The sequence below is a fragment of the Arthrobacter sp. IK3 genome (assembly GCF_051337705.1).
In the GTDB taxonomy this organism is placed as follows: Bacteria; Actinomycetota; Actinomycetes; order Actinomycetales; family Micrococcaceae; genus Arthrobacter_B; species Arthrobacter_B koreensis.
The window spans coordinates 26,253-48,574 of the sequence record NZ_JBPPSW010000009.1 but is presented as its reverse complement, the minus strand read 5'-3'; the positions used below and the strand labels follow the sequence as shown (position 1 = coordinate 48,574).

19 protein-coding genes are annotated in these 22,322 nt (G+C 65.1%); 9 read left to right on the top strand and 10 right to left on the bottom strand.

Going from position 1 to position 22,322, the window contains the following annotated elements; genetic code table 11:
- The first annotated feature begins 91 nt into the window (after nucleotides 1-91).
- From acnA to ACSLGO_RS12890, 5 genes are all read left to right on the top strand, one after another.
- On the top strand, nucleotides 92-2,917 hold the full coding sequence (acnA, locus tag ACSLGO_RS12910) for an aconitate hydratase AcnA (RefSeq protein ID WP_152274325.1): 2,826 nt from the start codon (nucleotides 92-94) through the stop codon (nucleotides 2,915-2,917).
- Nucleotides 2,918-3,077: 160 nt separating this feature from the next.
- Nucleotides 3,078-5,051: a 1-deoxy-D-xylulose-5-phosphate synthase gene (dxs, locus tag ACSLGO_RS12905; RefSeq protein ID WP_436401259.1), complete on the top strand. Its 1,974-nt coding sequence runs from the start codon at nucleotides 3,078-3,080 to the stop codon at nucleotides 5,049-5,051.
- A gap of 41 nt (nucleotides 5,052-5,092) precedes the next feature.
- A complete protein-coding gene (locus ACSLGO_RS12900; RefSeq protein ID WP_433123476.1) occupies nucleotides 5,093-5,956 on the top strand; it encodes an SDR family oxidoreductase in 864 nt (287 codons plus the stop codon).
- A 43-nt stretch (nucleotides 5,957-5,999) separates the two neighbouring features.
- Nucleotides 6,000-6,317: a winged helix-turn-helix domain-containing protein gene (locus ACSLGO_RS12895; RefSeq protein ID WP_263128825.1), complete on the top strand. Its 318-nt coding sequence runs from the start codon at nucleotides 6,000-6,002 to the stop codon at nucleotides 6,315-6,317.
- Between the two features lie 45 nt (nucleotides 6,318-6,362).
- On the top strand, nucleotides 6,363-7,340 hold the full coding sequence (locus ACSLGO_RS12890; protein ID WP_091605460.1) for an aldo/keto reductase: 978 nt from the start codon (nucleotides 6,363-6,365) through the stop codon (nucleotides 7,338-7,340).
- A 274-nt stretch (nucleotides 7,341-7,614) separates the two neighbouring features.
- Here ACSLGO_RS12890 and ACSLGO_RS12885 read toward each other — a convergent pair whose 3' ends face one another.
- Both ACSLGO_RS12885 and ACSLGO_RS12880 read right to left on the bottom strand, forming a co-directional pair.
- On the bottom strand, nucleotides 7,615-8,271 hold the full coding sequence (locus ACSLGO_RS12885) for a maleylpyruvate isomerase family mycothiol-dependent enzyme (protein ID WP_436401258.1): 657 nt from the start codon (nucleotides 8,269-8,271) through the stop codon (nucleotides 7,615-7,617).
- Nucleotides 8,272-8,363: 92 nt separating this feature from the next.
- Nucleotides 8,364-8,855, bottom strand: a complete 492-nt coding sequence (locus ACSLGO_RS12880; RefSeq protein ID WP_436401257.1) for a MarR family winged helix-turn-helix transcriptional regulator — start codon at nucleotides 8,853-8,855, stop codon at nucleotides 8,364-8,366.
- A 159-nt stretch (nucleotides 8,856-9,014) separates the two neighbouring features.
- Here ACSLGO_RS12880 and uvrA point away from each other — a divergent pair, with 159 nt between their 5' ends.
- The gene (gene uvrA / locus ACSLGO_RS12875; protein WP_436401287.1) at nucleotides 9,015-11,495 is read left to right on the top strand and encodes an excinuclease ABC subunit UvrA; all 2,481 of its coding nucleotides are present in this window, start codon (nucleotides 9,015-9,017) and stop codon (nucleotides 11,493-11,495) included.
- Between the two features lie 173 nt (nucleotides 11,496-11,668).
- On the opposite strand, the gene ACSLGO_RS12870 is transcribed toward uvrA, so the two are convergent.
- A complete protein-coding gene (locus ACSLGO_RS12870) occupies nucleotides 11,669-12,859 on the bottom strand; it encodes a M14 family zinc carboxypeptidase (RefSeq protein WP_436401256.1) in 1,191 nt (396 codons plus the stop codon).
- Nucleotides 12,860-13,169: 310 nt separating this feature from the next.
- On the opposite strand from ACSLGO_RS12870, the gene ACSLGO_RS12865 reads away from it, so the two are divergent.
- The 3 genes from ACSLGO_RS12865 to ACSLGO_RS12855 are packed head-to-tail and all read left to right on the top strand — an operon-like array spanning nucleotide 13,170 to nucleotide 14,960.
- Nucleotides 13,170-13,646 carry a hypothetical protein gene (locus ACSLGO_RS12865; protein ID WP_436401255.1) on the top strand — a complete coding sequence of 159 codons (477 nt, stop codon included), beginning with the start codon at nucleotides 13,170-13,172 and terminating at the stop codon, nucleotides 13,644-13,646.
- Between the two features lie 14 nt (nucleotides 13,647-13,660).
- The gene (locus ACSLGO_RS12860; RefSeq protein WP_436401254.1) at nucleotides 13,661-14,344 is read left to right on the top strand and encodes a DNA alkylation repair protein; all 684 of its coding nucleotides are present in this window, start codon (nucleotides 13,661-13,663) and stop codon (nucleotides 14,342-14,344) included.
- Between the two features lie 4 nt (nucleotides 14,345-14,348).
- Nucleotides 14,349-14,960, top strand: coding sequence for a dihydrofolate reductase family protein (locus ACSLGO_RS12855; RefSeq protein ID WP_436401253.1), 612 nt, complete (start codon nucleotides 14,349-14,351; stop codon nucleotides 14,958-14,960).
- Nucleotides 14,961-14,962: 2 nt separating this feature from the next.
- Here the strand turns inward: ACSLGO_RS12855 and nhaA are convergent, their stop codons facing one another.
- From nhaA to ACSLGO_RS12820, 7 genes are all read right to left on the bottom strand, one after another.
- Nucleotides 14,963-16,267 carry a Na+/H+ antiporter NhaA gene (gene nhaA, locus ACSLGO_RS12850; protein WP_325786428.1) on the bottom strand — a complete coding sequence of 435 codons (1,305 nt, stop codon included), beginning with the start codon at nucleotides 16,265-16,267 and terminating at the stop codon, nucleotides 14,963-14,965.
- Between the two features lie 86 nt (nucleotides 16,268-16,353).
- Complete coding sequence (locus ACSLGO_RS12845; RefSeq protein WP_377956233.1) at nucleotides 16,354-16,521, bottom strand: hypothetical protein; 168 nt, start codon at nucleotides 16,519-16,521, stop codon at nucleotides 16,354-16,356.
- Nucleotides 16,522-16,709: 188 nt separating this feature from the next.
- A complete protein-coding gene (locus tag ACSLGO_RS12840) occupies nucleotides 16,710-18,848 on the bottom strand; it encodes a 3-hydroxyacyl-CoA dehydrogenase NAD-binding domain-containing protein (RefSeq protein WP_436401252.1) in 2,139 nt (712 codons plus the stop codon).
- On the bottom strand, nucleotides 18,848-20,089 hold the full coding sequence (locus tag ACSLGO_RS12835; protein WP_263128836.1) for a thiolase family protein: 1,242 nt from the start codon (nucleotides 20,087-20,089) through the stop codon (nucleotides 18,848-18,850). Before ACSLGO_RS12835 ends, ACSLGO_RS12840 begins: the two co-directional genes overlap by 1 nt.
- Before the next feature lie 111 nt (nucleotides 20,090-20,200).
- Nucleotides 20,201-21,076, bottom strand: coding sequence for a F510_1955 family glycosylhydrolase (locus ACSLGO_RS12830; RefSeq protein WP_436401251.1), 876 nt, complete (start codon nucleotides 21,074-21,076; stop codon nucleotides 20,201-20,203).
- Nucleotides 21,077-21,114: 38 nt separating this feature from the next.
- A complete protein-coding gene (locus ACSLGO_RS12825) occupies nucleotides 21,115-21,720 on the bottom strand; it encodes a DUF305 domain-containing protein (protein ID WP_436401250.1) in 606 nt (201 codons plus the stop codon).
- Nucleotides 21,721-21,822: 102 nt separating this feature from the next.
- Complete coding sequence (locus ACSLGO_RS12820) at nucleotides 21,823-22,278, bottom strand: DUF6153 family protein (protein WP_091605418.1); 456 nt, start codon at nucleotides 22,276-22,278, stop codon at nucleotides 21,823-21,825.
- Nucleotides 22,279-22,322: the final 44 nt, after the last annotated feature.

Genomic DNA, 22,322 nt, shown 5'->3' with positions numbered 1-22,322 from the left:
CGGGCCCAACAGCTGTGCCGGTTAGGAAATCCTAACTAGCGTGCGGCGGATCACTGGACAAAGATAAAACGGTGGCGAGAGGAGTCCTGTTATGAGTAATGTGGACAGCTTCGGTTCCAAAGGCGTCCTTGACGTCAACGGAAACGAATATGAAATTTTCCGGCTGAATTCCGTCGAAGGCGCCCAGAGCCTTCCGTTCAGCCTCAAGGTCCTGCTGGAAAACCTGCTGCGCACCGAAGATGGTGCCAACATCACCGCGGACCACGTCCGTGCCCTGGCCAAGTGGGACGCAAACGCAGAGCCCAGCACCGAAATCCAGTTCACGCCTGCCCGCGTGATCATGCAGGACTTCACCGGTGTTCCCTGCATCGTGGACCTGGCAACCATGCGTGAAGCTGTCGCCGACCTCGGTGGCGACCCCAAGCGCGTCAACCCGCTGGCACCGGCCGAAATGGTCATTGACCACTCCGTGCAGATCGACGCCTTCGGCAACGCCGGCGCCCTCGAGCGCAACATGGAAATCGAGTACCAGCGCAACGGCGAGCGTTACCAGTTCCTGCGCTGGGGCCAGACCGCATTCGACGACTTCAAGGTTGTTCCCCCGGGAATGGGCATCGTCCACCAGGTCAATATTGAGTACCTGGCCCGCACCGTCATGACCCGTGAAGTTGACGGCGTCCTGCGCGCCTACCCGGACACCTGCGTCGGTACCGACTCCCACACCACCATGGTCAACGGCCTGGGCGTGCTCGGCTGGGGCGTTGGCGGCATCGAAGCCGAAGCAGCAATGCTCGGCCAGCCCGTCTCCATGCTCATCCCGCGCGTTGTCGGCTTCAAGCTCACCGGTGAAATTCCGGCCGGCGCCACCGCCACGGACGTCGTCCTCACCATCACCGAGATGCTGCGCAAGCACGGCGTTGTGGGCAAGTTCGTGGAGTTCTACGGCGAAGGCGTCGCCTCCGTGCCGCTCGCCAACCGCGCCACCATCGGCAACATGAGCCCCGAGTTCGGTTCCACCGCCGCGATCTTCCCGATCGACGACGTCACCCTGGACTACCTGCGACTCACCGGCCGCTCCGAGGAGAACGTAGCCCTCGTCGAGGCCTACGCCAAGGAACAGGGCCTCTGGCACGATCCGTCCAACGAGGTCAAGTACTCCGAGTACCTCGAGCTGGATCTTTCCACCGTGGTTCCCTCGATCGCCGGTCCGAAGCGTCCGCAGGACCGCGTTGAGCTGACCAGCGCAAAGCAGCAGTTCCGCGCGGACCTGAAGAACTACGTCCACGAGACCGTGGAAGCGCAGAACGGCACCGTCGACGAGGCGCTGGAAGAAACCTTCCCGGCCTCCGACGCCCCGTCCTTCACCGAGGGCAGCACGCAGATCAAGGACGCCGAGCACGACCTGGTCAAGGAATCCGACGCTCCCGCCGAGCGCTCGGTGAACAAGGTTCCGGTCACCATGCCTGACGGCCGCAGCTTCGAGCTGGACCACGGCGCCGTGACGATCGCCTCGATCACCTCCTGCACCAACACGTCCAACCCGTCGGTGATGATGGCCGCAGCCGTACTGGCACGCAACGCCGTCGAAAAGGGACTCGTGGCCCAGCCGTGGGTCAAGACCTCGATTGCTCCGGGTTCCAAGGTAGTCACCGACTACTACGAGAAGTCCGGCCTGATCCCGTACCTGGAGAAGCTCGGCTTCTTCGTGGTCGGCTACGGCTGCGCCACCTGCATCGGCAACTCGGGTCCGCTGGAGGACGAAATCTCCACCGCGATCAACGAAGCGGACCTCGCTGTTACTGCCGTGCTCTCCGGCAACCGTAACTTCGAAGGCCGCATCAACCCGGACGTGAAGATGAACTACCTGGCCTCCCCGCCGCTGGTAGTCGCCTACGCACTGGCCGGCTCGATGGACTTCGACTTCGAGAACGACCCGCTGGGCCAGGACTCCGAGGGCAACGACATCTTCCTGAAGGACATCTGGCCGAACCCGTCCGAGGTCCAGGAGATCATCGACGCGTCCATCAGCCAGGAAATGTTCACGGATTCCTACGCCACCATCTTCGAGGGTGACGACCGCTGGAAGTCCCTGCCCACCCCCGAAGGCGCAACCTTCGAGTGGGATTCGGAGTCCACGTACGTCCGGAAGCCCCCGTACTTCGAGGGCATGAAGGCACAGCCGGAGCCCGTCTCGGACATCGAAGGCGCCCGCGTGCTGCTCAAGCTGGGCGATTCGGTCACCACCGACCACATCTCCCCGGCAGGTTCCTTCAAGTCCGACACCCCGGCCGGCAAGTACCTGCTGGAGCACGGCGTGGCCCGCAAGGACTTCAACTCCTACGGTTCCCGCCGCGGCAACCACGAAGTGATGATCCGCGGTACGTTCGCGAACATCCGCATCAAGAACCAGCTCCTGGACGGCGTGGAGGGCGGCTTCACCCGCGACTTCACGCAGCCCGAGGGCCCGCAGAACACCGTGTACGACGCATCGGTCAACTACCAGGCAGCCGGCACCCCGCTGGTGGTCCTGGCCGGCAAGGAATACGGTTCCGGATCTTCCCGTGACTGGGCAGCCAAGGGCACCGCACTGCTGGGCGTCAAGGCCGTCATCGCCGAGAGCTACGAGCGTATCCACCGCTCCAACCTCATTGGCATGGGCGTTCTCCCGCTGCAGTACCCGGCCGGGACGAACGCCGAGTCCCTGGGCCTGACCGGCACCGAGACCTTCTCCGTTGAAGGTGTGACTGAACTGAACAACGGCACCACCCCGAAGACCGTCAAGGTCACCGCGGTGCCGGAGAACGGTGAAGCCATCACCTTTGATGCGGTTCTGCGCATCGACACCCCGGGTGAGGCCGACTACTACCGCAACGGCGGCATCCTGCAGTACGTGCTTCGCCAGATTTCGGCAAAGTAGGCCTGCAAAGCACCAAGGCACAGCGCCCCGTTTCCTTTCGAATGGAAGGAAACGGGGCGTTTTGCGTGGGGGTGGAAACCCGGGACACGGGGCAGGCGTTAGAGTTAAAAGCTGTGACGGTGCGTTTGCCCGTTGCCTATGACGCAAGGGAGGCGCCCTCTTGGGACTTCTGGAAACCATCCGTGATCCACGGGACCTCAGCAAGCTGAGCAACTCCCAGCTCTCAGCGCTGGCTGAAGAGATCCGCACTTTCCTCATCACGAATGTGGCCCAGACCGGCGGGCACCTGGGACCGAACCTGGGTGTCGTTGAATTGACCATGGGCATCCACCGGGTCTTCGATTCCCCGCGGGACAGCATCGTCTTCGACACGGGGCACCAGTCCTACGTGCACAAGATCCTCACCGGACGGCAGGACTTCTCCACGCTGCGCCAGCAGGGCGGGCTTTCCGGCTACCCGTCCCGGGCTGAGTCCGTGCACGACATCGTGGAGAGCTCCCACGCTTCGTCCTCCCTCTCCTGGGCCGACGGTATCTCCCGCGCACGCCAGCTGAACGGCGAAGGTGACCGCTACACCGTGGTCATGGTGGGCGACGGCGCCCTCACCGGCGGTATGGCCTGGGAAGCGCTCAACAACATTGCCGCAGACCAGAAGCGGCGCGTGGTGATCGTGGTCAACGACAACGGACGCTCCTACGCACCCACGATCGGCGGCGTCGCCGATTACCTTGCTTCGCTGCGGCCGACCATCGACGCCGTGCGAACCCACCACATGTATGAGAACACCATGGACTGGTGGAAGGGCCGGCTGCAGAACGGGGGACCGGTAGGCCGGTTCGCGTACCACAGCCTCCACGCGGCCAAGAAGGGCGTCAAGGACTGGTGGGCGCCCCAGGGCCTCTTCGAAGACCTCGGCATGAAGTACGTCGGACCGATCGACGGCCATGACCTCGAAGCCGTGGAGCAGGCGCTGGAAAAGGCCAAGAACTTCGCCGGACCGGTGATCGTCCACGCGATGACCGAAAAGGGTCACGGCTACGCCCCGGCCCGCGCACACGTGGAGGACCAGTTCCACGCCGTCGGCGTCATTGATCCCGAGACCGGCGCGCCGGTGTCGGCCGGTGGAAAACAGTCCTGGACCTCCGTGTTCGCCAGCGAGATCGCAGACATCGCCGATGAGCGCAAGGACATTGTGGGCATCACCGGTGCCATGCTCATCCCGGTGGGCCTGCACCGCATGGCCGAGAAGCATCCGGAACGTGTGTTCGACGTCGGCATCGCCGAGCAGCACGCCCTCACCTCGGCCGCGGGCATGGCCTACGGGGGACTGCACCCCGTCGTCGCGCTCTACGCAACGTTCCTGAACCGCGCCTTCGACCAGCTGCTGATGGACGTCGCCCTGCACAAGGCCGGGGTCACCATCGTCCTGGACCGTGCCGGCGTCACCGGGCCCGACGGCGCCAGTCACCACGGCATGTGGGATATGTCCATGCTGCAGATCGTCCCGGGACTGCACCTGGCAGCTCCCCGCGATGCCACCCGCCTTCGGGAAGAACTCCGCGAGGCCGTTGCGATCTCCGACGCCCCCAGCGTTGTCCGGTTCTCCAAGGGAACCGTCGGCCCGGACGTCGAGGCTGAAGAACGCACCGAGGACGGCGTGGACATCCTCGCCCGCCGTCCCTCCGGCGATGCCAGCAACGACGTCCTGATTGTCAGCGTGGGTGCCATGGCCGAAATGGCGCTCGAAGTGGCGGACCGCCTCGGCGACCAGGGAATCAGCTCCAGCGTGGTTGATCCGCGCTGGGTCCTTCCCGTTCCCCGTTCGATCGTCTGCATGGCGGCCGAACACCGGATCGTCATCGTCATCGAGGACGGCGTCCGCGCCGGGGGAGTCGGCTCCAGGATCCGCCAGGAGATGCGCGCCGCGGGAGTGGACACCGCCCTGAACGAAGTAGGGCTTCCGGTGGAATTCCTGGATCACGGGACGCGTGCCGAAGTCATGGAGCGCGTAGGCCTCACGGCCCGCCAGGTAGCCAACGACGTCGTGGCCCAGGTGCTGGGAACAAAGGTTCCCTTCGCCCGGCCGCTGCCCGGACAGCAGGCCCCGACAGGACAGATACCCAAGATCAAGTAAGCTCCGCAGGCCCGGCGGGGCAAGGAAAGCAGGTGGCGCCAATGCCGAACAACCTACCTCCCCTCGCCGTTACGGGAGCCACCGGCGCGCTCGGCGGCATGGTGGCGCAGCTGCTGGCGGAACAGGGCATACCCCTGCGCCTGCTGGCGCGGCATACCGCCCGGGTTCCGCAGCAGCCGGACACACCCACCTTCGCGGTGTCCTACGCGGACAAGGAACATGCCGAGCGGGCACTGAGGGGAACGCAGACCCTCTTTATGGTCTCCGCGGCCGAGAACCCCTACCGCGCCCAGGACCAGCGCACGTTCGTCGACGCTGCGGTTGACGCCGGGGTACGGCATATCGTCTACACCTCATTCATGGGGGCCTCGGAGAACGATGTCTTCACCCTGGGCCGCGACCACTGGGACACCGAACAGTACATCCGCGAACGGGGCCTCGAGTTCACGTTCCTGCGCGATGCCTTCTACCAGGACATACTTCCCTCCTTCGTGGGGCGCGACGGCGTGATCCGCGGCCCCGCGGGCGACGGGCGGTTCGCCCCGGTGGCGCGGACCGACGTCGCGCGGGCGGCTGCCCGGATCCTGGCCGCCCCCGTGCCGCATGCCCGCCGGACCTATACGCTCACCGGGCCCCAGACCCTGTCCATGTCGGCGGTAGCTGAGATTCTCTCCCGTGTAACGGGGCAGCACATCACCTACTACGCGGAATCCCTGGACGAAGCCGTTGAATCACGCCTCGCGGCGGGAGCCTCGCAGTGGCAGGCCCTTGCCTGGGCCACCAGCTACGCTGCCATCGCCACCGGTGAGATGGACCGGGTAACTGACGACGTCGCGGAACTCACCGGTACAGCGCCGGTGAGCCTTGAAGATTACCTGCGCAGCGACGGCAAGAGTTCATCCTAGGGACTCTTCCCAGCCGCAGGGGAGCGTGGCTAGTGTCGGAGGTATGGAACAGGCACAATCCGGTCCCGTTACGGACTTTCTCCAGGAATGCACCATCACCGGGCTTAGCGAGAGCGAAGCCACCCCGGCCGCAGACCTGTACGGGATGTACATCATCTGGTGTGAGCAGGGCCAGCAGGATCCTGTCTCATCAACAGCGTTTGCGCGCCAGCTGCGCCAGAACGGCAACCATCCGCGGCGCCGGAACCACGAGAGCATTTACCCCGGGCTGCTTCCCACCGGCCCCATTCCCATCCAGTACATCCTCGAGACGGACAAGCCGCCCAGCCCCAACGGCCCCATGAGCGTCTTCGGGTCCTAGCCTGTCGCAGCCAATCCGCGCAGCGTCAATTGATAGCGTTACAGGATGACCACCTACAACAGACTTGGCAATTCCGGCCTCACCGTTTCAGCGGTTGGGCTGGGCTGTAACAACCTGGGCCGAAGCGGCACCGCAACCGAATCCCAGGAGGGAACGGACGCCGTCGTTCATGCCGCGATTGACGCGGGAATTACCCTGTTCGATACGGCTGATATTTACGGTGCAGAACCCGGACTGAGCGAAATCCGGCTGGGCAAGGCCCTGGGCTCCCGCCGCGGGGACGTTGTCCTGGCTACGAAGTTCGGCATGGACATGCAGGGAGCCAATGGCCCCGACTTCGGTGCACGGGGTTCCCGCCGCTACATCGTGACCGCCGTTGAGGCTTCCCTCCGCCGGCTCGGTACTGACTGGATCGACCTGTACCAGTTCCACACCCCGGACCCGCTGACGCCCATCGACGAAACACTCGCTGCGCTCGAAGACCTCGTGGCCAGCGGAAAGGTCCGCTACATCGGGCACTCAAACCGGACCGGCTGGCAGATTGCCGAAGCAGAATTCACGGCGCGCATGAAGGGCAGCACCCGCTTCATCTCGGCGCAGAACCACTACAACCTGCTGGACCGCCGCGCCGAACTGGAAGTCACTCCTGCAGCCGAAGCCTACGGGCTTGGCGTACTGCCGTACTTCCCGCTCGCCAACGGACTGCTCACCGGCAAATACAGTTCCGGACAGGCGCCCGAGGGAAGCCGCCTGACGCACTCGCGCACCAACCTGCTCGAGAACGCCGACTACGACCAGCTGCGCGAGTTCGGCGACTTTGCCCGGGACCGCGGTCTGACCGAGGTGCAGGTGGCGTTCTCCTGGCTGGCATCCCGGCCATCGGTTTCCTCCGTCATCGCCGGAGCCACGAAGCCGGAGCAGGTGAAGCAGAACGCTGAGGCAGCCTCCTGGGTGCCGTCGGAGAAGGACCTTGAAGAACTGGACCGGATTTTCCCGCAGACGCCGAAGGTTGCTTTGTTCTAGGCGTTCTTTCTGTAAGGCCGGAGGCGTTTTCCCAGCCCGCCGGCCTTACAGACCTGCGGCCCCTTCCTGGCAACCGGCCTGCTCTGCCGTCCTGTGTCGCAGTAACGTCGGTTGGGGTCCGTCTGGCCGTCCAGTGTCGCAGTAACGTCCTTCCCCGAGCGGCGTAACAGCGTTATCGCAGCACAGGATTTCCGGGAAGCCTTCGGAACAGCGCTATTGCCACACAGGATGCGGCCGGCCCGAAGTTCGCGATGCCATGGCCGACGCCGAACGGCTAGGCGCTCCTCCTGGCTGAGAGGCGCTCCTGGAACGTGCCCGCACCCGATCCGGAAAGCTCATCATCCCCAACTGGCCGCCCGGAGACCGCGAGCAGCAGTGCCAGGGAGGAACCGCGGACCTCAGCGCCGCTGCTGTGCCGGAAGGCGCCGTCGTCCGCCGTCAGGCTCAGGCCTTCCACCAGCTCCCTGCCGCCGCCCAGCTTCACTGATGTTTCTGCCTGGTGGGTCAGCGCCTCGGTAACGGCGTCGAGGGGATAGGTGCGGTCGATTCCCAGGGGCCGTCGGATGTCCTCGCCGTGGACCACTGCCTCCACCAGGCGGGTGGCGAGGGGCGCCGGGGGTCCGCTCGTCCGCTGCTGGACCAAGCGAAACGCTGCCAGCGTTTCAGCCGGCCTGTTTCCGCGGTGCTTTCGTATGCCGGCGTCATTGCTGCGGTCGAAATCGAACCGGGCGGTGACCATGCCGCGCAGGAATCCCAGCCGGGTGGTGAGTGCGGTGTCCACGAGATGCGCCAGGACGTCGTGGACGCTCCAGCCCGGACATAACGACGGCGTTTGCCAGCCATCCTCGGGCAGGTCCGCCAAGTCCGCAAGCAGTGCGCGGCGTTCCTCGTGCACTGCGGGCCAGACGGAAGTGCTGCTTCGTGAAGCCATGCCCGGTACTCAACCAGTGCAGGCGGGAGGTTGTACAGCTCCGGCGATGTGGCCAAGGGGCGGCAGACTGCCGTGCCGCCGCGGAGGGGAGACTACTGCTGGTCCAGAGTTGCCTCAATCCGGGCCAGCAGGCCGGCCAGGAGGTCACGTTCCTGCGGGCTTAGCCCACCGAGGATCCCTTCCTCAGTCTCCAGATGGTCCGGCAGTGCCCGCTCCACCAGGGCGAGGCCTTCCACTGTGAGGGCCACGCGCTTGGCCCGCCCGTCGGATGTGTTCTTGGTACGGGAGACCAGTCCGCGTTCTTCCAGCCGGTTCAGCCGCTGTGCGATGGCGGCGGAGGTCACCATGGTGCTGGCCGCCAGCTCAGACGGGCTCAGGGTGTATGGGGCGCCGGAGCGGCGCAGGGTCGCAAGGACGTCGAAAGCAGCCGCGTCGAGGCCGTGTGAGGCAAAGGTCGCTGCCAGCCGGGTATCCACTTTCCGCGACACCCTGGAGATCCGGCCTACTACGGCCATGGGGGAAGCATCAAGATCCGGCCGTTCCGCCGTCCACTGAGCCAGGATCTGGTCTATCTGGTCCTTCATGGTTTCCAACCTATCCGGTTGCGCGCTGATCACGCCGTTGGTGAAACCAAGCCGGATTCGCAGATTTGGAAGCACACTGCCTGTTAGCGTCGATGGGTGAGCACTAAAACCGATGTCCAGTCCGCTCCCAGACCCACGCCCGATCCCGCCGGCCGCGGCATGGTCCGTGTCCGCGGTGCGCAGGAAAACAACCTGCGCAGTGTCGACGTCGATGTTCCCCGGGACTCGATTGTCGCGTTCACCGGCATCTCGGGATCCGGCAAGTCTTCACTGGCGTTCGGCACCATCTACGCGGAGGCACAGAAACGGTACTTCGAATCGGTTGCCCCCTACGCCCGGCGCCTGATTTCCCAGGGCCACAATCCGAAGGTGGAGGCCATCACGGGCCTGCCTCCCGCCGTCGCGCTCCAGCAGCGCCGCGGTACGGCCAGTTCGCGTTCGACGGTGGGCACGCTCACCACACTGTCCAATTCAATGCGGATGCTCTTCTCCCGGGGCGGTACCTACCCGGCCAATGCCCAGCCCGGCAGCCTGGACTCCGATGCCTTTTCGCCCAACACCGCTGCCGGTGCGTGCCGTGAGTGCTCCGGACTGGGCATTGCCCACACCGTCACGGAAGAGTCCCTGGTTCCGGACCCGTCCCTGACCATCCGGGAGGGCGCCATTGCCGCCTGGCCCGGGGCCTGGCAGGGCAAGAACCTGCGGGACATCCTGATCCATCTTGGGTACGACGTCGATGTGCCCTGGCGGAAACTGCCGAAGAAGGACCGCGACTGGATCCTTTTCACGGAAGAACAGCCTGTTGTCACCATTACCCCGCAGCGCGACCGCGTAGCCAAGCCCTACAAGGGCCGGTTCTGGAGCGCACGCAGCTACGTGCTGCACACCCTGGCTGACTCCGGGAGCGCAAAGATGCGCGAACGTGTCCTGGAGTACATGGTCTCCGGCCCCTGCCCGGTTTGCGGCGGGGCGGGCCTGCGTCCGGAGGCGCTTGCCGTCACCTTCGCCGGGAGGAACATCGCCGAACTCAACGGAGCGACTCTCGGCGAGCTGGCAGAAGTCATCCGGCCGACGGCGGAACTCAAGGCGGCGGGCACGGCGTCCCGGTCCGCGGCGTCGAATGAGGACACTGAGGTTGCCGTCACCATCACCCGGGACCTGCTTTCCCGGCTGGAGATCCTGATTTCTTTGGGCCTGGGCTACCTCAGCCTGTCCCGCGCCACGCCGACGCTCTCGCCCGGCGAGATGCAGCGGCTGCGCATCGCCACGCAGCTGCGCTCCGGCCTGTTCGGTGTGGTGTACGTGCTGGATGAACCCTCCGCTGGCCTGCACCCGGCCGACGCCGAACCGCTGCTGGCCGTCCTGCAGGAGCTGAAGGACGCCGGGAACTCGGTGTTCGTGGTTGAGCACAACATGGACGTGGTGCGCAGCGCCGAATGGATTGTCGACGTCGGTCCGCAGGCCGGCGACGGCGGCGGAACCGTGCTCTACAGCGGCCCGGTCGCGGGTCTGGCTGGGGTGACGGAGAGCGCCACCCGGCCCTTCCTCTTCGGTGAAGCCGAAGAAATCTCCCCGGCGCGTCGCCGTGCCGAGCGCTGGTTGTCCCTGAAGGGCATTTCGCGGCACAACCTGCGGGAGCTCGACGCCGACATCCCGCTGGGTGTGCTCACGGCAGTCACCGGGGTATCCGGATCCGGTAAGTCCACCCTGGTCAGCCAGGTCCTGGCAGAGGCCGTGGGCACCCAGGTCAACGGGGCTCCGCCGGAAGCCGAGGATGACGACGGTGCGGCGGATGCGCGCAGCGCCGACTCCGGTGTCCAGGTGCGGCGCATACAGGGCCTTGAACACCTGGACCGCCTGGTGAAAGTGGACCAGCGTCCCATCGGGAGGACACCGCGGTCCAACCTCGCCACCTACACGGGTCTCTTCGACCACGTCCGGAAGCTCTTCGCCGGGACAGACGAAGCACGTGCGCGCGGTTACAACGCCGGACGATTCTCCTTCAACGTGGCTGGCGGCCGCTGTGAAACCTGCCAGGGCGAGGGATTCCTCGCCGTCGAACTGCTGTTCCTGCCAGGCACATACGGTCCCTGCCCCGACTGTCACGGCGCCCGGTACAACGAGGAGACCCTGGAGATCACCTACCGGGGCAAGTCCATTGCGGATGTCCTGGGCATGCGGGTTGAGACGGCGGCAGAGTTCCTGTCCGACGTTCCAGCGGCAGCCCGCAGCCTGAGCACCTTGCTGGACGTCGGACTCGGGTACCTGCGGCTCGGCCAGCCCGCCACGGAACTTTCCGGGGGCGAGGCACAGCGCATCAAGCTCGCTACTGAGCTTCAGCGCGCCAGGCGCGGACACACCCTCTACCTGCTGGACGAGCCGACCACCGGCCTGCACCCGCAGGACGTCCAGCTGCTGCTGGCCCAGCTGAACCGGCTGGTGGAGGCCGGAAATACCGTGGTGGTAGTTGAGCACTCGATGAATGTGGTGGCGTCTGCGGACTGGGTGATCGACATGGGGCCAGCCGGTGGAGACGACGGCGGACGGATTGTCTGCTCCGGCACAGCCGATGACGTGGCAGCGTGCGAGACGTCGCGGACGGCACCGTACCTGGCCGCTGCGCTCGAACGGCTGAGCTGAGTTGTTCCGGGTTCGGCCGGCGCCTCCGGGTTCGTGATCACAGCGTCACCCTATCGGAGCCCAGGGAAACTCTCAGCAGGCGCAGGGCCACACGGGGGTAGGTACAGACGCCGGACGGACAGCAGACAGGAGGCCCCGCGGTGGAATGCCGCAGGGCCTCCTGAGCGCAGAATTTACGGGACCGGAACCGTGCCCGCATAGTCGGTGTTGTAGCCTGTGACCGGCTGGTGAGGGATTTCCCCCCAGCGCTCCGGGTCCTCCTGCTGGACCTCGCCGGTGGCGAGGCCAAGCAACAGTTCCTTCATAGCAAGAACGTTCTGCTGGATGTTCTTGCCGCGTGCCTTCTGGCCGAGGCTGCCGTCCGACGTGTTGCCGGAGGTTTCAAAGAAGACCACAGGGTTGGAATGGCCCTCCGGATTCATGCCCTGGTAGTTCAGGCCCAGCATCATGGCCGAAACCACGCCGCCCTTGATGTCGATCTCCAGGCCGTTGCCCACCTGGTAGCGGTCCATGTTGATGTAGCCGTAGCCGGAGAGCTCGTCATAAACATGGACCAGCATCTGGCGGGTCAGCACGTCGTAGGCACCGTCCTTGATACCGGGAAGAGTTGGTCCCCCTGGCGCCAGCGAGATGCCCAGGGACAGGCTCACATCGTCTCCCGTGCCCCATTCTTGCTTGAGGCCCTGATGGTGGATGTCGATGCCGTAGTCCGGCTTCACGCTGGTCCAGTACTCATAGAAGGCCAGCGATTCGTTCGCCACGAACCCGGTGGGCGTCCAGTCCCGGTTCAGGTCGATCCGCTGCTCACGCCCGTTCGACCCAAGCCGCGGCGTGTCCGTCTCCTGGTCCCAGAGGATGGTCTGGCGCAGGTTGGCCTCCGAACCGTCAGGGTTGTACATCGGGATGAAATGGAACGTGAACTTTTCCCGGAGCAGCTTGTAGTCGGGAGATCCGTTGGTTCCCAGATCCTTGAGCAGGGCGAGGATCGAGTCACTGCCGTAGGGCTCGTTGCCGTGGATCCGTCCCTGGACCCAGACATGCTCCGGGCCGGTGCCGACCGTGGCGACCCACAGGTCACGGCCCTGCTCGGAGGTGTTTACCTGCGTTCCGTACTCCGCAAGCGTGAATGCATCGACGTTGAAGCGGCTCGTCTTTTCAAGCTTCTGCAGCTGGGACACTACGTCGTTGTAGGTCAGGATGCTGGAGATGTTCGTATTGCCGTTCGGTGAGGGAAAATTAGCGTCTGCAGCTGCCGGTACTGCGCCGCTGAACGGAATTACGACGGCGAGGGCGGCAGCAGCGGCAAGGCCACGCCACCGCCCGGGTGTCTTGGAACCGCCGGTGCCCTGTGGTGTTTCAATCATGCTTTCCTCCGGTGTGCGTCTAAGTTCTTTGAAAGTGTCGGTTCCCTGGGGTGGGGGTTCACCGATGGAGCAGAACGGTGGTTTGACGCTAGGCGGTCTAATCAACCGCCGCCAAGATGCCGGGAAGGGAAGAAGACCGTACGCATCAGGGCCGGGCAAGATCTTGAGTTTTGTCTCTCATCTTGTGCAAAAATTGCGCAAAACTTTCGTTTAGCACCCAGAGTGTGTGCTAAGGGCGCCGAAATAGGGTGGGCCAGTAGGCGGGCGGTAGGCGATTGACAGCAGGAACCTGACTGACGAGCATTTTCCTATGACGATGCAGGAAGCACTGCCCCTCCGTTTTCTCCTGGTGGCCTTGGGACTCCTGGCCCTGTTGTCGCAGACGGTGCTGCTGCCGGGTTTGGCGGGTGAGTACGCCGTCGCGTATCCGCAAGTCGCGCATCTGGCTGTCCCGTACGCCGCCGCTGCCGTTACCGCCGTCGCCGGCTTCGAAGTGGCACTGCTGGCCTCCTGGCGCATGGTCACAATCGTGCTGGAAGAGGGCGGACTGACCCTTCGCGCCGTCGCACCGGCGAACGCCCTAACAGCGTCCGTCGGTCTGTCGGGCATCACGGTTGCCGGGATCTGCGCCCACGCCGGGTCTGTTGAATCGATCGGCGGCCCCGCGATGCTGCTGGGACTTCTTGCCGGTCTGGCGCTCGTCCCCGCTGCGGTAGCGCTGCGGAACAGGATCCTGCGGGCCGCCAGTGATTCCGCAGGGTCCCGGAGATCCCACCGATGGATATGAACGGAATCTCCAGCATGCCCGCGACAGGCACCAGGACCGATGTCTCTGAGGTGATGGAACGGCTTGCCGCCTTTGAAGACCCGAAGATGCGTGCCATCAATGAGAGGCACGGCGATGACCACGGGGTGAATCTCGGCAAGCTCCGCGCCCTCGCCAAAGAGCTGAAGACGCAGCAGGACCTGTCCCGGCAGCTTTGGCAGACGGGCGACACCGCGGCTCGGTTGCTGGCGCTGCTGATCTGCCGGCCCAAATCCCTGGACCAGGACGAACTGGACACCATGCTGCGCGGATCCCGCGTACCCAAAGTGCAGGACTGGCTGGTGAACTACGTGATCAAGAATAGTCCGTATGCCGAAGAACTGCGTGTGGCATGGTTGGCTGACGCGGACCCGGCGGTGGCCAGTGCCGGCTGGGCGCTGACGAGCGACCGGGTGGCTAAGTCGCCTCAAGGACTGGACCTCAGCGCCCTGTTGGACACGATCGAGTCTCAGATGCAGCAGGCTCCGGACCGGCTCCAATGGGCCATGAACACCTGCCTGGCGCAGATCGGCATCGCCCACCCCGATTTCCGCTCCCGGGCCGTGGAAATCGGGGAACGGCTGGAAGTTCTGAAGGACTATCCCACGCCGCCGAACTGCACCTCGCCGTACGCACCAATCTGGATTACGGAGATGGTCCGCCGGAAGGAGGGGGACTGAAACTGTGGGGATCATCGCACTGGATCTGTTCATGACCTTGGACGGCGTTTATCAGGGCCCTGGGGGTGCGGATGAGGACACTTCCGGCGGGTTTACCTTCGGCGGTTGGCAAGCCGCCTTCGCCGATGCCGAATCCGGCGCGGCGATCATGTCAGGAATCAACCGGATGGACGCGCTGCTGCTGGGACGGCGGACCTACGACATCTTCGCGGGCTACTGGCCGCTGCGCGGGGACTCCAACCCCATAGCGGAGAAGTTCAATTCGATGGACAAGTTTGTGGTTTCCCGGACGCTGGACAATGCCAGCTGGGACGGGACCACGGTACTGGCGGCCGGGGAGGAGGCTGCACAGCTCAAGGATCACTACAAGGAGATCCATATTGTGGGCAGTGGAGACCTCGCCGGATCACTGCTTGCGGCTGGAATCCTGGATCGGCTGAACCTCTTTGTATATCCAATAACGCTGGGCACGGGGAAGCGGATATTCTCAGGCGACGGCGGGGTCCCGGCGGCGTTCACGTTCGCGGAGCCACCGCAGGTTTTTCCGTCCGGTGTCCTCCGACTGGTCTATGACCGCACGGGCGAACCGGTGACGGGCCTCGACGCCGGCTCGTAGCTTCAGCACTGGCGGGACTCAGCTGCTTCGGCGCCAGCGGATCCGGCGGCACGGTAATGCCGGTTCCGCACAGTCAGGATTGCGGCACCAATAGTCGCGGAGATAATGGATCCCACGATCACGCCCACCTTCATGTGGTCCGATGCAGCACTTGCGGCGTCGTAGGAGAGTTCACCGACCAGGAGTGAAACGGTGAAGCCAATACCGGCGATGAAGGACATGCCCAGGATATCGATCCAGGCCAGGGACTTGTCGATGGTGATGCCGCGGAACCGGGTAACGAGGAAGGTCCCCGCGGTGATGCCGACCGCCTTGCCCAGAACGAGGCCGCCGATGATGCCGAGGGCGATACTGCTGCCCAGCGCATCAAACAGGCCGGTAAAGCCGCCGACGGTAACGCCCGCGGAGAAGAACGCGAACACGGGCACTGCGACTGCGCTGGAGAAAACGGACCATTTGTCAGCGAAATGCGCAGCCATGCCTTCGTAGAGAGGCTCGCCGTTGTCCTTGGTTCCCACCCGGACCTTGGCACGGCCCTTGGCGATCACTGGAACCATGAAACCAAGCAGGACGCCGGCTACTGTCGCGTGGATTCCCGAGGCATGAATGAGCGTCCAGACGGTCACGCCGAGAGGGATCAGGATCCACCAGGAACGGACGCCCCGCTGGACCAGAACTGCGAAGACTGCCAGCGGCAGGAGGGCGACGAGCAGCGGAAGGAAGGCGATGCCGTCGGTGTAGAAGACAGCGATGATGGAGATCGCCAGCAAATCATCCACCACGGCGAGCGTCAGCAGGAATGTCCTCAGCGCCGGTGGCAGGAACCGTCCAACGACGGCAATCACGGCGACGGCGAAGGCGATGTCCGTGGCCGCGGGGATCGCCCAGCCGTTGAGCGCGTCCCCGCCGGAGTTCCGGTTGATCAGCGCGAAGATCAGCGCAGGAACGGCGACGCCGCCGATCGCGGCCACGATGGGTACGAGTGCCGTCCGCGGATCACGGAGCTTGCCGGCGACGAACTCTTCCTTCAGCTCAAGCCCGACGACGAAGAAGAACACGGCCAGCAGGCCGTCCGCTGCCCAGGAAGCCACGCTGAGGTTCAGGTGCAGCGCTTCAGGCCCGAAGGTGAACTGCCGGACATCTTCGTAGACGCCCGAGAGCGCGGAGTTGGCAAGAATGAGAGCCAGTATGGTGGCACCCAACAGCAGGGCGCCGCCCGTAGTGTCCTTGGCGAGGGTTTGATGGACGCCGCGCCAGATTGCGTGCGGCTGCTGGTTTTTGGGTAGGGCAGGGGAAGAGTGGGACATGGCTGGTTCTTTCGCGCGTGGTATCAGGGCAGGGCAAAGTGCACCTGTCCGTCCTCAGCAAAGAAGGCCAAGAACGCAGGTGCGTCCTAGATACGTGGCGGCGGGCAGCCGGCGATCTCGCCGTGCGCGTTGGTGCCCCAGGAACTCATCCAGCCGTTGGTGCCACTGGCCCGTTTGGCCAGCAGAAGCCGCTTGAGGTACGCCGACAGGACCTGCGTGGAGGCAGGCACGGTGAAGCGGCGTCGGGCACTCATACGTGCAAGTTTAGCAAGGATGCTGATAGTCCCGGAACAGGCTGCAGCACGGCCGTTCCGCACAGCAAAAGCGCCGGACGGACCGGGTTAGGCGGCTTTAATACTCCAAGCGAGCTCTGCGAGCACAGGAATTTCGTTGCCGCCGTTCCGGTCCGCCCGGCGCGTGCCAAGCGGGTGGAACAGAAACGCTAGGAAGCCGCCACCGGCACAGCACCGGCGTTGAAGAGCTTCCCGTTCACCCGGTCAGATGCTCCAACGCGGTCCAGGTACGGCGTGATGCCGCCCAGGTGCATCGGCCAGCCGGCGCCGAGGATGACGCAGAGGTCGATGTCCTCCGGCCCGGCGACGACGCCTTCGTCCAGCATCAGGCCGATTTCCTCGGCCAGACCGTCCTGCGTGCGGCGCAGGACTTCCTCGGACGTCGACGGCGAGTCGCCGAAGGACAGCAGGTCAAGGGTTTCCTGCGGCACGTACGGCTTCCCGTCCTCGTCCTTCTGCCACAGTGACTTGATGCCGGCGTCGATCAGCTTCTGCGAGTTTTCCGAGACATAGAACCGGTCGCCGAAGGCGGCGTGCAGGGATTCCTGGACGTGCTGCCCCACCGGCAGGCCAACCAGGGCCAGCAGGCTGAACGGCGTCATAGGCAGGCCCATGGGGCGCAGCGCGTTGTCCGCCGTTGCGGCGTCGGTACCCTCATCAAACACCTTGGTGATCTCGCCGAACATGCGGCCCAGGATGCGGTTCACCACAAATGCGGCCGCGTCCTTCACCAGCACGGCGGTCTTCTTGAGCTGCTTTGCGAGAACGAATGCGGTGGCCAGCACGGCGTCGTCGGTCTTCGGGGCACGCACAATTTCCAGCAGCGGCATCACGGCCACCGGATTAAAGAAGTGGAACCCCACTACGCGCTCCGGGTGCTGCAGGTCCGCTGCCATTTCGGTGACCGAGAGCGAGGAGGTGTTCGTGGCCAGGATGCACTCGGGGGAGACGACTGCCTCCACCTCGGCGAAGACCTGCTTCTTGACGGACATTTCCTCGAAGACGGCCTCAATGACAAAGTCAGCGTCGGAGAAGGCCTCCTTGGAGACGGACCCCGTAACCAGGGCCTTGGTGCGGTTCGCCGCGTCCGCAGAGATGCGGCCCTTGCCGAGCAGCTTCTCCACCTCGGCGTGGACGTAGCCAACGCCCTTGTCCACGCGTTCCTGGTCGATGTCCGTCATCACTACGGGGACCTTGAGCTGCTTGGCGAAGAGCAGTGCCAGCTGGCTGGCCATGAGGCCTGCGCCCACGACGCCGACCTTGGTCACGGGGCGGGCGAGCTTCTTGTCCGGCGCGCCGGCGGGACGCTTGCCGCGCTTCTGCACCAGGTCCAGGAACGCGTACACGGTGGACTGGAACTGTGGAGTCTGCATCAGTTCAGCCAGGGCATCGCATTCAGCCTCGCGGGACTGTTCGCGGGTCCAGTCCTTGCCGGCCTCGAAGATGTCCAGCACCTTCGCCGGGGCCGGAGCTGCATTGGAAGTGCGCGCCTCCACAAATGCCCGGCCGGCTGCCACAGCGGCTTCCCAGCGGTCCGAAACTTCGGAAGGTTCGACGGCGTTGGGACGGTTCACGCTCTCAGCACCGGTGATCACCCGGGAGGCCCAGGCAAGGGACTGTTCCAGGAAGTCGGCCGGTTCGAACAAAGCATCGGCGATCCCGAGCTTGTAGGCAGCAGGACCGGAGAGGGTGCGGTTGTTGCTGAGCGGGTTCTCGATCATCACCTTGACGGCATTCTCCGGTCCGATGAGGCGCGGCAGCAGGTACACGCCGCCCCAGCCCGGGACCAGGCCGATGAACGCTTCCGGCAGGGCCAGTGCACCGGCGCCGGTGGATACCGTGCGGTAGTCCGACTGCAGGGCAATCTCCAACCCGCCGCCGAGGGCCACGCCGTTGATGAACGCGAAGCTGGGAACGCCGAGTGTTCCCAGCTTCCCGTAGACCTCGTGGCCCAGGGCTGCCATGGCGACGCCGTCTTCGTATTCGGCCAGTGTCTTTACTGCCGAAAGGTCCGCACCGGCGACGAGGTAATGCGGCTTGCCGGTCACGCCGACGCCGACGATCTCGCCCTTGCCGGCACGCTCCCTGAGTGAGTCAAGCACGCGGCCGAGCTCCAGCAGGGTGTTCGGGCCCAGGGTGGTGGGGCGGGAGTGGTCTACGTCGTTGTCCAGGGTGATGAGTGCAAACGTGCCGGCACCTCCGGGCAGCTCCATGTCGGAAACGTAGGAGTGGGTGACAACCTCGTTCGGGAAAAGTCCGGCCAGGCGCTGGTAGTCAGGTGCGGTCATTACTTCGATGCCTCCGTGGACTCGGTGTTGTAGTCGGGGTGGTTGGGGTTTTCCCAGATGACGGTGGCGCCCATGCCCAGGCCGATGCACATGGTGGTCATGCCGTAGCGCACCGAGGGATCTTCCTCGAACTGGCGGGCCAGCTGCGTCATGAGGCGCACGCCGGAGGAAGCCAGTGGGTGCCCGACGGCGATCGCGCCGCCGTAGCGGTTCACGCGCGGATCGTCGTCGGCAATGCCGAAGTGGTCCAGGAAGGAGAGCACCTGGACGGCGAAGGCCTCGTTGATTTCAAACAGGCCGATGTCCTCGATGGTTAGGCCGGTCTGTTTCAGGGCCTTTTCGGTGGCGGGTACCGGGCCAATGCCCATGACCTCGGGCTCGACGCCGGCGAAGGCGTAGCCGACCATACGCATCTTTACGGGAAGGCCGAGTTCCTCAGCGGTATCCGCGGACGCAAGCAGGGCCGTGGTGGCGCCGTCGTTCAGGCCGGAGGCGTTGCCGGCGGTGACCCGGCCGTGCGGGCGGAAGGGTGTGCGCAGGGTCGCCAGGTCTTCGACGGTGGTTCCCGGGCGTGGCCCTTCGTCAACCGTGCTGAGGGTCCAGCCGGCGCCGGCCTTCTTGGTGGCTACGGGAACCAGGTCCGGCTGGATCTGGTTGCCGGCGTAGGCCTTGGCGAGCTTTTCCTGGCTGGCGGCAGCGTATGCGTCGGTGCGTTCCTTGGTGATGTCCGGGAAGCGGTCGTGCAGATTCTCGGCGGTGTTGCCCATGTTCAGGGCGGCCGGGTCCACGAGGCGCTCGGTGACGAAGCGCGGGTTGGGATCTGCGCCGTCGCCCATCGGGTGGTGGCCCATGTGCTCCACGCCGCCGGCGATGACGACGTCGTACGCGCCGAAGCCGATGCCGGAAGCGGTGGTGGTCACGGCAGTCATGGCACCGGCGCACATGCGGTCAATGGCAAAGCCGGGAACGGTGCGAGGGAGTCCGGCCAGCAGTGCCGCGGTACGGCCGATGGTCAGTCCCTGGTCTCCGGTCTGGGTGGTGGCGGCAATGGCTACCTCGTCCACCCGCTCGGGCGGAAGGGAGGGATTGCGGCGCAGGAGTTCACGGATGCACTTGACCACCAGGTCATCGGCGCGGGTGTCGGCGTACATGCCCTTCTCGCCGGCGCGTCCGAAAGGGGTCCGAACGCCGTCGACGAAAACGACGTCCCTGATCTGCCGTGCTCGGCTCTGTGGGCTCACGTACTGCTCCTCTTTGAGATGTGGATTAGCTCACGCTCAATGTTACTCGCGGGTAACTTAGGCTGCAAGGCCCGGGGCGGGCAGGTTCCCGCCCCGGGCCTTGCAGTCAGCCTATGATGCTGCCCCCGGCGCCTGAACCAGTGTGGTGAAAGTCTTCCCGCCGTCAGCCGAGTGCTGCAGCCCTGAATCCGTCATGACCCAGATCTGCAGATCATCGGCTGTGCCTGCCGCCGTCACGGCCACCGGATATCCGGAAGCCTGTCCGGCCGCAGTCCATGAGGCGCCCTCGTCGGAACTGGTGACAATTCCTCCGTCCGGAAGGACTCCCACTATCAGGGCATCGTCCGTGACTGCTGCCAACATGATCAGCGGAGCTCCGGGAAGCGGCTTCCAGTTCCTTCCGGCGTCGTTGGATGTGTACGGGCCGTCCTCAGTGGTGGCTACCGCGAGCGTCCCGGCGGGGGACCCCGCCAGGCTGTGGACTTGAAGCTGCGGGGACGCATCGGTCCACGCAGAGCCATCGGTGCTCTGCCGCAGGGAACCGTCGAATCCGATGATTCCGTCTGCGGTGGCGGCCAGGGCATGAAAGTCGGATTCTCCGGCCAGGGACACCTGGGTCCAGTTCAAGCCATCATCCGAGCTGATCAGGCCAACCGGGTCCGGCAGGTCTGTCCCGGGCCCGGGATGTCCCGAGGCCAGGTACCGTCCGCCGGCGTCCACGGCGAAGCCCATCAGATCGATGTCCGCTCCGGAAGGCGTCAGCTGGTTCCCTGCCACCTCGTAGATCCCCTCATGGGAGGCGATCAGCACCGTCGTGGTCCCGGGTTCCAGCGCCAGTGCGTGGACATGGCTTGGATAGGGCGGTTTGGCTCCTTCCTGGCTGCCGCCGGCGGGCGCACTGCAGCCAACCAGGGCAGCGGACAGGGATAGGGCAATCACACCGAGGGCCGTACGGCGGCGGGCGGGGGTGGATCGTTGCAAAGTCATGGCGGTTCCAATCAGTGGTTCTTGGAGGGAGGGAGGGTCTAGAGGTCCTGAAGCAGGGCCTGCATCCGGGTGATCTCCGCGTTCTGCGTCGCTGCGATGGTTTCCGCCAGTTCAACAGCGCCGGCGTCCTTTCCGGCTGCGATCTCTTCCTCTGCCATCTCGACCGCCCCTTCGTGGTGGGCAATCATCCCCGTCAGGAAGAGCCTGGCGGCCTCCGGACCGCGGGCCTGCTCCAGGGCGGCGAGCTGGTCTTCCCCGAGCATCCCGTCCATTGTCATTGAATGCCCTTCCAGAGGGGCCCGCGGCTCGTTCCAGGCTTCCAGCCAGTCCTCCATCTGCTGGATTTCCGGGCCCTGGGCTGCCTTGATCTCCCGAGCCAGTTCCGTGATGCGGGGATCGAGGTCCTCCTTGTCGAGCATCATGCTGCTCATGACGACCGCTTGTTCGTGGTGCGGAATCATCATCTGGGCAAACATGGTGTCCGCACTGTTGTGCGAAGCCTCGGCGTCAGGGGACTCGCTGGCATGGTGGCTCCGGCCGTCCGCGGACGGAGACGCAGATCCGGACGTGCCAGGGGTAGCGCAACCGGAGAGGACGAGGCCGGCGGCGAGGGCGGCTGTGGGAAAAAGGGCGTGCTTGTTCACGGTGGGTTCCTTCTGGGAATCGATTCCTAACTGTGCATTCAGCCCTGCGCGTCGGGGAAGGACGCGCAGGCGAGGCCCCGGCGTTGCGCCGGGGCCGGGATTCTACGTCCGGCTGATGCAGAGCTGATTCAGTGAAGGAGCCCGGGGAGGTGCCTTGGCGGTGGGCAGGAAGCCAGGGCTGCCGGTAGTCTCCCGTCCGCGGATCAGCCGTCGGAGCGGGTCCAGCAATGCCGCGAGGCTGACGAGGAGCAGGAAGAGTATGCACAGTCCTGCCATGCACCCCGCGGGGCCGCACTGCGCACAGCCGTCGGCATGATGCCCGCTGGAACCGGACGCGCCACTGGCGTCAGGGACCGATACCTGGGAGTGCTGGGACGTGGGTCCGGCCGCTGCCGCGTGCGGGGACGCGTGCTCCGCAGCCGGCTGGGGGTCGAAGGCCATGTGCATGCCGAGGATCCCGGCGAGAATCGCGAGCAGGCCCACTGCCGGCAGCACAAGCCGCGCCAGTGCCCGGACGTCCAAAGCCAGGGCAGCTGCGGTGCGGATGGTTCCCCTCATGATGTCCCGGAGTCTAACAGTGGAACCTGTAAGGGCCGGAACCG

Bases quoted from the DNA above. Each gene is read 5' to 3' on its own strand.
- ACSLGO_RS12840 (WP_436401252.1), bottom strand. From the start codon at position 18,848: ATGACCGCACCTGACTACCAGCGCCTGGCCGGACTTTTCCCGAACGAG.
- ACSLGO_RS12845 (WP_377956233.1), bottom strand. From the start codon at position 16,521: ATGAGTGCCCGACGCCGCTTCACCGTGCCTGCCTCCACGCAGGTCCTG.
- ACSLGO_RS12870 (WP_436401256.1), bottom strand. From the start codon at position 12,859: ATGATTGAAACACCACAGGGCACCGGCGGTTCCAAGACACCCGGGCGG.
- acnA (WP_152274325.1), top strand. From the start codon at position 92: ATGAGTAATGTGGACAGCTTCGGTTCCAAAGGCGTCCTTGACGTCAAC.
- ACSLGO_RS12895 (WP_263128825.1), top strand. From the start codon at position 6,000: ATGGAACAGGCACAATCCGGTCCCGTTACGGACTTTCTCCAGGAATGC.
- ACSLGO_RS12885 (WP_436401258.1), bottom strand. From the start codon at position 8,271: ATGGCTTCACGAAGCAGCACTTCCGTCTGGCCCGCAGTGCACGAGGAA.
- ACSLGO_RS12890 (WP_091605460.1), top strand. From the start codon at position 6,363: ATGACCACCTACAACAGACTTGGCAATTCCGGCCTCACCGTTTCAGCG.
- ACSLGO_RS12880 (WP_436401257.1), bottom strand. From the start codon at position 8,855: ATGAAGGACCAGATAGACCAGATCCTGGCTCAGTGGACGGCGGAACGG.
- nhaA (WP_325786428.1), bottom strand. From the start codon at position 16,267: ATGTCCCACTCTTCCCCTGCCCTACCCAAAAACCAGCAGCCGCACGCA.
- ACSLGO_RS12900 (WP_433123476.1), top strand. From the start codon at position 5,093: ATGCCGAACAACCTACCTCCCCTCGCCGTTACGGGAGCCACCGGCGCG.
- uvrA (WP_436401287.1), top strand. From the start codon at position 9,015: ATGGTCCGTGTCCGCGGTGCGCAGGAAAACAACCTGCGCAGTGTCGAC.
- ACSLGO_RS12830 (WP_436401251.1), bottom strand. From the start codon at position 21,076: ATGACTTTGCAACGATCCACCCCCGCCCGCCGCCGTACGGCCCTCGGT.
- ACSLGO_RS12820 (WP_091605418.1), bottom strand. From the start codon at position 22,278: ATGAGGGGAACCATCCGCACCGCAGCTGCCCTGGCTTTGGACGTCCGG.
- ACSLGO_RS12860 (WP_436401254.1), top strand. From the start codon at position 13,661: ATGCCCGCGACAGGCACCAGGACCGATGTCTCTGAGGTGATGGAACGG.
- ACSLGO_RS12865 (WP_436401255.1), top strand. From the start codon at position 13,170: ATGACGATGCAGGAAGCACTGCCCCTCCGTTTTCTCCTGGTGGCCTTG.